Source organism: Deltaproteobacteria bacterium, assembly GCA_019308995.1.
Taxonomy (GTDB): Bacteria; Desulfobacterota; Desulfarculia; order Adiutricales; family JAFDHD01; genus JAFDHD01.
Map to the genome: position 1 here is coordinate 1 of JAFDHD010000146.1, position 6,836 is coordinate 6,836.

General features: G+C 54.9%; 6 protein-coding genes. All 6 read left to right on the top strand.

Features of this window, described 5'->3' with window-relative positions; genetic code table 11:
• Nucleotides 1-732: ABC transporter substrate-binding protein (locus JRI95_15665; protein MBW2062979.1), on the top strand; the 732-nt coding region annotated here is incomplete at its 5' end.
• 136 nt (nt 733-868) lie between these two features.
• Nucleotides 869-1,786: an ABC transporter permease gene (locus tag JRI95_15670; protein MBW2062980.1), complete on the top strand. Its 918-nt coding sequence runs from the start codon at nt 869-871 to the stop codon at nt 1,784-1,786.
• A gap of 8 nt (nt 1,787-1,794) precedes the next feature.
• On the top strand, nt 1,795-2,670 hold the full coding sequence (locus tag JRI95_15675; GenBank protein ID MBW2062981.1) for an ABC transporter permease: 876 nt from the start codon (nt 1,795-1,797) through the stop codon (nt 2,668-2,670).
• The gene (locus JRI95_15680; GenBank protein ID MBW2062982.1) at nt 2,667-3,659 is read left to right on the top strand and encodes an ABC transporter ATP-binding protein; all 993 of its coding nucleotides are present in this window, start codon (nt 2,667-2,669) and stop codon (nt 3,657-3,659) included. Before JRI95_15675 ends, JRI95_15680 begins: the two co-directional genes overlap by 4 nt.
• Complete coding sequence (locus JRI95_15685) at nt 3,659-4,672, top strand: ATP-binding cassette domain-containing protein (protein MBW2062983.1); 1,014 nt, start codon at nt 3,659-3,661, stop codon at nt 4,670-4,672. Before JRI95_15680 ends, JRI95_15685 begins: the two co-directional genes overlap by 1 nt.
• A 61-nt stretch (nt 4,673-4,733) precedes the next feature.
• Nucleotides 4,734-6,347, top strand: a complete 1,614-nt coding sequence (locus JRI95_15690) for an amidohydrolase (protein MBW2062984.1) — start codon at nt 4,734-4,736, stop codon at nt 6,345-6,347.
• Nucleotides 6,348-6,836 lie beyond the last annotated feature (489 nt).

The following is a 6,836-nucleotide window of genomic DNA, read 5'->3' on the forward strand; positions in this document are numbered from 1 at the left end:
TTTGATAATGTCAAGGTTCGCCAGGCCATGGCCTATGCCATGGACCGCGACTTCATTATTCAGAAGCTGCACCACGGCCTCACAAGACCCTGTACCGGCCCGCTGTATCATTCGAGTCCGTTTTACACGGATGACGTTAACATGTATGACGTTGATCTCGAAAAAGCCAACAAGCTGCTGGATGAAGCGGGTTACCCTCGCCAGGCTGACGGCGTCCGCTTTTCCGCCACCCTGGACTGGATTCCCGGTACTCCTGATGATCAGCAGATTGTGGCCGAATATCTGAAGCCGCAGTTTCAAAAGGTTGGTATCAAGATCGAGCTGCGCTCCCCGCCTGACTTCGGGACCTGGTTAAAGCGGATATCCACCTGGGATTACGATCTCACCATGAATCTTCCTTTTTGCTATCCTGACCCGATTATTGGCGTGCACCGTTTGTACCTTTCCAGCAATATCAAGCATATTCCCTGGAGCAACACGCAAGGATACCGCAACTCCAGAGTTGATGAAATCCTTGACCAAGCCGCGGTGGAGATGAATTTTGATAAGCGCAAAGCGCTCTATGTTGAATTCCAGAAGATTGTGACCGATGAACTGCCGCTGATCTTTATTCATGAATTGGCAAGTTTTACCTTCCTTAACAAGGAGCTTATGGGCTGGCCCACCGGTATCTGGGGCCTCATGGGTCCAGGCGACGGGTTGTACTGGAAGCAGGGACGCGCGCCCAAGTAGAGACATTAGACCGGGGTGGGCGTGTCATCTGGCGCGCCCATCCTTAAGCTGCATCTCTATCTGTTCTTAAAGGTGATTTTGGGGCGTGAAATTTTTTAGCGCCATACTGAAGCGTACTGTCTACGCCGTGCTGCTGATGCTCGCGGTGATCATCCTGAATTTTTTCCTGATCCACCTCGCTCCGGGCGATCCGGTCGAGACGCTCGTGGGCGAGATGGGCGGCGCCACCCCGCAAATCATCGCTCAGATCCGAGCTGACTACGGCCTCGATAAAAGTCCGCCCCGGCAGCTGTTAGCCTATATCTCTAAAATGGTAAGGTTTGACCTGGGCATGTCTTTTAATTATGACCGGCCGGTTACGGCCGTCATCCTAGAACGGCTTCCGGCAACGCTTCTGCTGGTCATAACCTCCCTCCTGCTCGCTATTTTTTTGGGCACCATGCTTGGCGTCATTGCGGCTCAAAGACCCCGGGGGTATGTCAGTCCTCTGGTGACCATCGTCTCGCTGGCCGGGTTTTCCGCTCCGGTCTTCTGGACGGGGATGATGCTCCTGGTCTTGTTCTCTTATCTCATCCCGGTTTTTCCGAGCTTTGGCATGAGGGAGGTAATTTTCGGGGGAACCATACTGGATCAAGCGCTTGACATCCTTCATCACCTGGCCCTGCCAGCCATAACTTTATCCAGTATCTACTTTGCGCTATACAGCCGACTGACGCGGGCGAGTATGCTCGATGTCCTCGGGTCCGACTACATCCGCACCGCACGCAGCAAAGGATTGAACGAAAAGGTCGTGGTTTACAAACACGCTTTGAAAAATGCCTTGCTGCCTGTGGTCACCATGGCTGGTCTTCAGTTCAGCCAGCTCATTGCCGGGGCGGTCGTTGTGGAAACCGTGTTCAGTTGGCCGGGCATGGGTCAGCTTGCTTTTGAATCAATCCTGAGACGTGATCATCCGCTGCTCATGGGGATTCTTTTTTTCTCAACCCTGATTGTGGTGGTGGCCAATATTCTTACAGACCTGTCATACCGGTTGCTCGATCCACGCATCAAATAGGTGATGTCATGAGGACCCTGGATTCCTCTGCAGACGCCGCGCCGCCTTCAAGACGTTTTCTTGAGGCCTGGCTTATGTTCGCCGCCAACAAGGCCGCGCTCCTGGGCTTGGCGTTACTGGTCGTGGCCGCCTTCCTGACCGTCTTCGGTCCGCGCGTGTATCCTGTCAATCCCTTCGAGATAGTGTCAGCGCCCATGACGCCGCCGAAGCAAGGCCTGTGGCTGGGCAGCGACTATCTGGGGCGGGACGTGCTCGCCGGTATCGTGCACGGGGCCAGGGTCACTCTTTTGATCGGATTTACCGCTACCATAGTCTCAGCCAGCATTGGCATCATTATCGGGGTCCTGGCCGGTTTCTACGGCGGGTGGATTGACACCTTCTTGATGCGTGTCACGGAATTTTTCCAGGTTTTACCGGCCTTGCTCCTGGCCATGGTCCTGGTGGCCCTGTTTTCACCGAGCCTCTTGACTGTCATCTTCGCCATCGGTGTGGTCAGTTGGCCGGGGGTGGGGCGTTTGACCCGGGCCGAATTTTTAAAAATCAAGGAGAGTGAATACGTTTTAGCGGAACGGGCCGTGGGCGCGCACAGTCGGAGCATTATGTGGCGGGTCATTCTGCCCAACTCCCTTCCGCCATTGATCGTGATCATGGCCCTGGGTGTCGGCGCCGCTATCCTTTTCGAGGCTGCCTTGAGCTTCCTCGGGCTCGGAGACCCCAACACCTTCAGCTGGGGCTACATGATCGGCGCTTCGAGGGATTACATCTGGGACACATGGTGGGCCATCACATTTCCAGGCCTGGCCATCTTCTTGACCGTGTTGAGCATCAGTCTGGTCGGCGACGGATTGAATGACGCGCTGAATCCCAAGTTGCGGCAGCTATGAACGAAAACAAGCCCTTATTACAGGTCGAGGATTTGTGCGTTGATTTCGCCACGCGTAAGGGCGCCCTCCGTGTGCTTGATCATGTCGGCCTGCATGTAAATCAAGGCGAATCGTTAGGGATCGTCGGCGAAAGCGGGTGCGGCAAGTCCATGACCGCACTGGCCATCATGCGCCTCGTGCCTGCCCCCTCGGGCCAGATCACAAAAGGCAGAATCCGGCTCCGAGGCCTTAACCTCCTCGAACTGAGCGAAAAACGTATGCAAAACGTGCGCGGTAACGATATTTCAATGATCTTCCAGGAGCCCATGACGTCGCTCAACCCCGTCTTTACCATCGGCATGCAAATCGCTGAAAGCATCGAGCGCCATCAGAACGCCTCCCGCGCCGAGGCCCTGGATAAGGCGGCTGAAATCTTAGCGGCTGTTCAGATCCCTGAAGCCGCGCAACGGCTCCGTCAGTATCCGCATGAGCTTTCAGGCGGCATGCGCCAGAGGGTCATGATCGCCATGGCCCTTTCCTGCCAGCCCAGCGTGCTCATCGCGGATGAGCCGACCACCGCTCTAGACGTCACCGTTCAGGCGCAGATATTTGATCTGCTGCTCGATATCCAGAACAGGATGGGCACGGCCATTATTTTAATAACCCATGACATGGGCGTCATTGCCGAAACCACGGATCAAGTTGTGGTCATGTACGCCGGGCGCAAGGTCGAGGAAGGCCCGGTGCGGGAGATCATCACCAGCCCTCGCCACCCTTATACTCAGGGCCTGCTTAAATGCATCCCGGATCTTAAAGCCGACCCCGGTCCGGACCGGGAGGAGCTGACGGAAATCCCGGGAATCGTTCCGGATTTGAGTCTGCTGGACGCCGGGTGTTCTTTCAGACCCCGCTGCCCATACAGCGCCACGCGCTGCAGAGAAAAAAAACCTCCTGACTTTGAGGTCGGAGAAAACCACCGGGCGGCCTGCTGGTTAGTGGAGGCAGTTTAATGACCGACTTAATTCTGCTTCAGATCAACGACCTCTGCACTCACTTTCAGCTGCCGCGGACTCACATCTTCGCTCCCAGACAAACCGTTTTTGCGGTGGACGGAATCAGCTTTGAAGTGGCGCGCGGCCGGACCTTCGGCCTGGTCGGCGAAAGCGGCTGCGGTAAATCCACCACCGCCTTATCAATACTGCGCCTGGTTGAACCGACTTCGGGTTCGATCATTTTCGACGGCCTGGATATACCCGCGCTTAAGAAAGAAGACCTCAGACGCCTGCGCCGCCGCATGCAGATCATATTCCAGGATCCATACTCGTCCCTGAACCCGCGAGCCACCGCCGGTGATATTGTGGCTACTCCGCTTAAAATACAAAAGATTGGAACGTCCCGCCAGCGCGCCGATCGCGTCGCGGAATTGTTTGATCTGGTGGGATTGCGGCCGGAGCAGCGGACCGCTTATCCGCACCAGTTTTCAGGAGGTCAGCGCCAGCGGGTTTGCGTGGCCCGGGCCCTGGCCTCTCATCCGGACCTCATCGTATGCGACGAACCGGTGTCCGCCCTTGACGTGGCCATACAGGCACAGATTTTGAACCTTTTGCTGCGGCTGCAGAAGGAACTCGGTTTGACGTATCTTTTTATCTCGCATGATATGGCCGTAATACAGCACATGTGCGACGAGATCGCGGTCATGTATCTGGGCAAGATTGTCGAAAGATCAGATCGCCGCTCGCTGTTTAAAGAGCCGTTGCATCCCTATACCCAGGCGCTGCTTTCAGCCGTCCCGACAATTGACATGGAAATAAAACGTTCGACCAGGCGGGAACACCTGAAAGGCGACCCGCCCAGCCCGATAAATCCGCCTTCCGGCTGCCGCTTTCATACGCGCTGCGCCCACGCTAAGCGAGAGTGCTTCGAGGACGATCCTCAACTTTTAGAAATCCTCCCCGAACACTGGGTGGCCTGTCATCTCGTCCGGCCGGCGTTACACCGGATCAAGACACGCCCTGAAAATTAATACCGCATCGAGTGAAGGCCGGCCGCGGCGTCGCTCGATAGAAAATGTGAGGAGAATCAACATGAAAGCAAACCAGTTATTTATTAATGGCAACATCGTAACCATGGCCCCGCAGTCGCCTGAAGCAACGGCGTTCGCCATCATGGGCGATCGTTTCTGCGCTGTGGGCCGCGATGATGAAATCAGGCAATGGATCGCAGAAGATACCAGGGTGGTAGACCTGGAAGGTCAAACCGTGATCCCGGGCTTCATCGAAACCCATAATCATATGTCCATGTATGCTGTGCGGCTATCGCACACTGATTGCGGCACACCCCCCAACCAGGAGATTGAAGAGGTGAAAGCCCGGTTGAAGGAGACGGCCGCGTCTCTTAAGCCCGGTGAATGGGTTATAGGATGGGGTTACGACGATACTCTTATTACCGATAATCGGCACCTGACGCGGGTTGACCTGGATAAAGCCTGTCCAGAGAACCCTGCTTTCGTCAGCCACATTTCCGGCCATCTGGCGTATGTTAACTCCAGGGCATTGGAAATAGCCGGCCTAGGGCCTCAAACCCCTCAACCGGCCGGAGGTGAGATCCGCAAGGACGAGCGCGGCGAACCCACGGGGCTGCTTCTGGAGCCGGGGGCCATAATGCCGTTTTTGCAACTGATTCCCAGACAAACCGTGCCTGAACTCAAGGACGATTTGCAAAAGGCCATCCAGTATTTTCACCGGGCCGGGATCACCAGCATTCACGATGGAGCCGTCGGCCACTTAGCCCCCGTGGATTTTACGGCTTACCGGGAGCTCGAAGCCGAAGGCCGGCTTAAGTTGCGAGTCTATTTAACTATCCTGGAATTTGTTTACCAGAAATTCATCGAACTGGGCCTGGGCCGGGGGTTCGGTTCTGACTTTCTCAAACTTGGATCAGTTAAACTGTTCCAGGACGGCTCCATTCAGGGCCTGACCGGCGCCCTTAAAGAGCCGTATTTTAACAAACCCGATCACAGGGGCGAACTAATCTTCACCCAGGAGGTCCTGGACGGGTTCGTGGAGAAATACCATGGCGCGGGCCTGCAAGTTGCTATCCACGCCAATGGCGACCGCGCCATTGAATCCTGCCTTCTGGCTCTGGAAAAAGCGGATCGCAAATTTCCCGGGCAAGACCTTCGCCACATGATTATTCACTGCCAGACCGCGTCCAGGGATCACATCCGCCGCATGAAGCGACTGGGGGTAATTCCCAGCTATTTTGTGAACCATGTGTACTACTGGGGAGACCGCCATGCTTCCATCTTCCTGGGGCCTGAACGGGCTGAGCGCATCAGCCCCTTAGCGTCCTCTTTAAAAGAAGGTTTGATTTTCACCCTGCACTCGGACCTTCCAGTCACCCCGGTTGAACCTTTATCCTCCATCCATAACGCCGTGAACCGGATCACCCGGCAAGGCAGGGTGCTTGGTCCGGAGGAACGGATTTCTCCCCTGGAGGCCCTCAAGGCCTACACGGAATACGCCGCCTTTTGCAGCTTTGAAGAAGACTTGAAGGGGTCCATCGAGGCGGGTAAGCTGGCCGACTTTGTTATACTATCCGATAATCCCCTAAGTATCGAGCCTGATAAGATCAAGGACATCCAGGTGTTGAGGACCGTGGTTGGAGGGGAAACTGTTTATAAAAACGAGATAACATAACACTGACTGGGGGAGATGATCCAAAAAGCCGGATGGGGGCTTTCGCGAAAAAGATTCCCTTGTTTAGGCTTATAGCGGCTAGCAGAATTACATTCTTTTTAACTGAACCCGGGAGTGTTAAAATTGAGATTGTTTCGTGGCTAAGGCTCCTCGCAATGACATTTTATAACGATATCAAAGACATGTCATTGCGAGCCCCCGGCCCTTTGGCAGAAGCCGTAGGGTTATTTGACAAAGAAACTGTTTTCAAGCTTTGGAAGTGGGCGGGGATAAACCCCGCCCGTATATTTCCGGTCTTTCATGTGTCAATAAAGGCCAGGGCTACTATGAACGCGCCTATAAACAACTACATTTTCAAGCGGAAAGTATTTTTGTTACTCACTCCGAAGTCCTGGCCGGCTGTGATGACAACATTTTTTTGCCAGGTTCACAGAAGATAAGATTAACCCACAGGCGTAACGAAAGGGGATGTTGCGCCTGCCAGGGTGA

Bases quoted from the DNA above. Each gene is read 5' to 3' on its own strand.
- JRI95_15690 (MBW2062984.1), top strand. From the start codon at position 4,734: ATGAAAGCAAACCAGTTATTTATTAATGGCAACATCGTAACCATGGCC.
- JRI95_15675 (MBW2062981.1), top strand. From the start codon at position 1,795: ATGAGGACCCTGGATTCCTCTGCAGACGCCGCGCCGCCTTCAAGACGT.
- JRI95_15685 (MBW2062983.1), top strand. From the start codon at position 3,659: ATGACCGACTTAATTCTGCTTCAGATCAACGACCTCTGCACTCACTTT.
- JRI95_15680 (MBW2062982.1), top strand. From the start codon at position 2,667: ATGAACGAAAACAAGCCCTTATTACAGGTCGAGGATTTGTGCGTTGAT.
- JRI95_15670 (MBW2062980.1), top strand. From the start codon at position 869: ATGCTCGCGGTGATCATCCTGAATTTTTTCCTGATCCACCTCGCTCCG.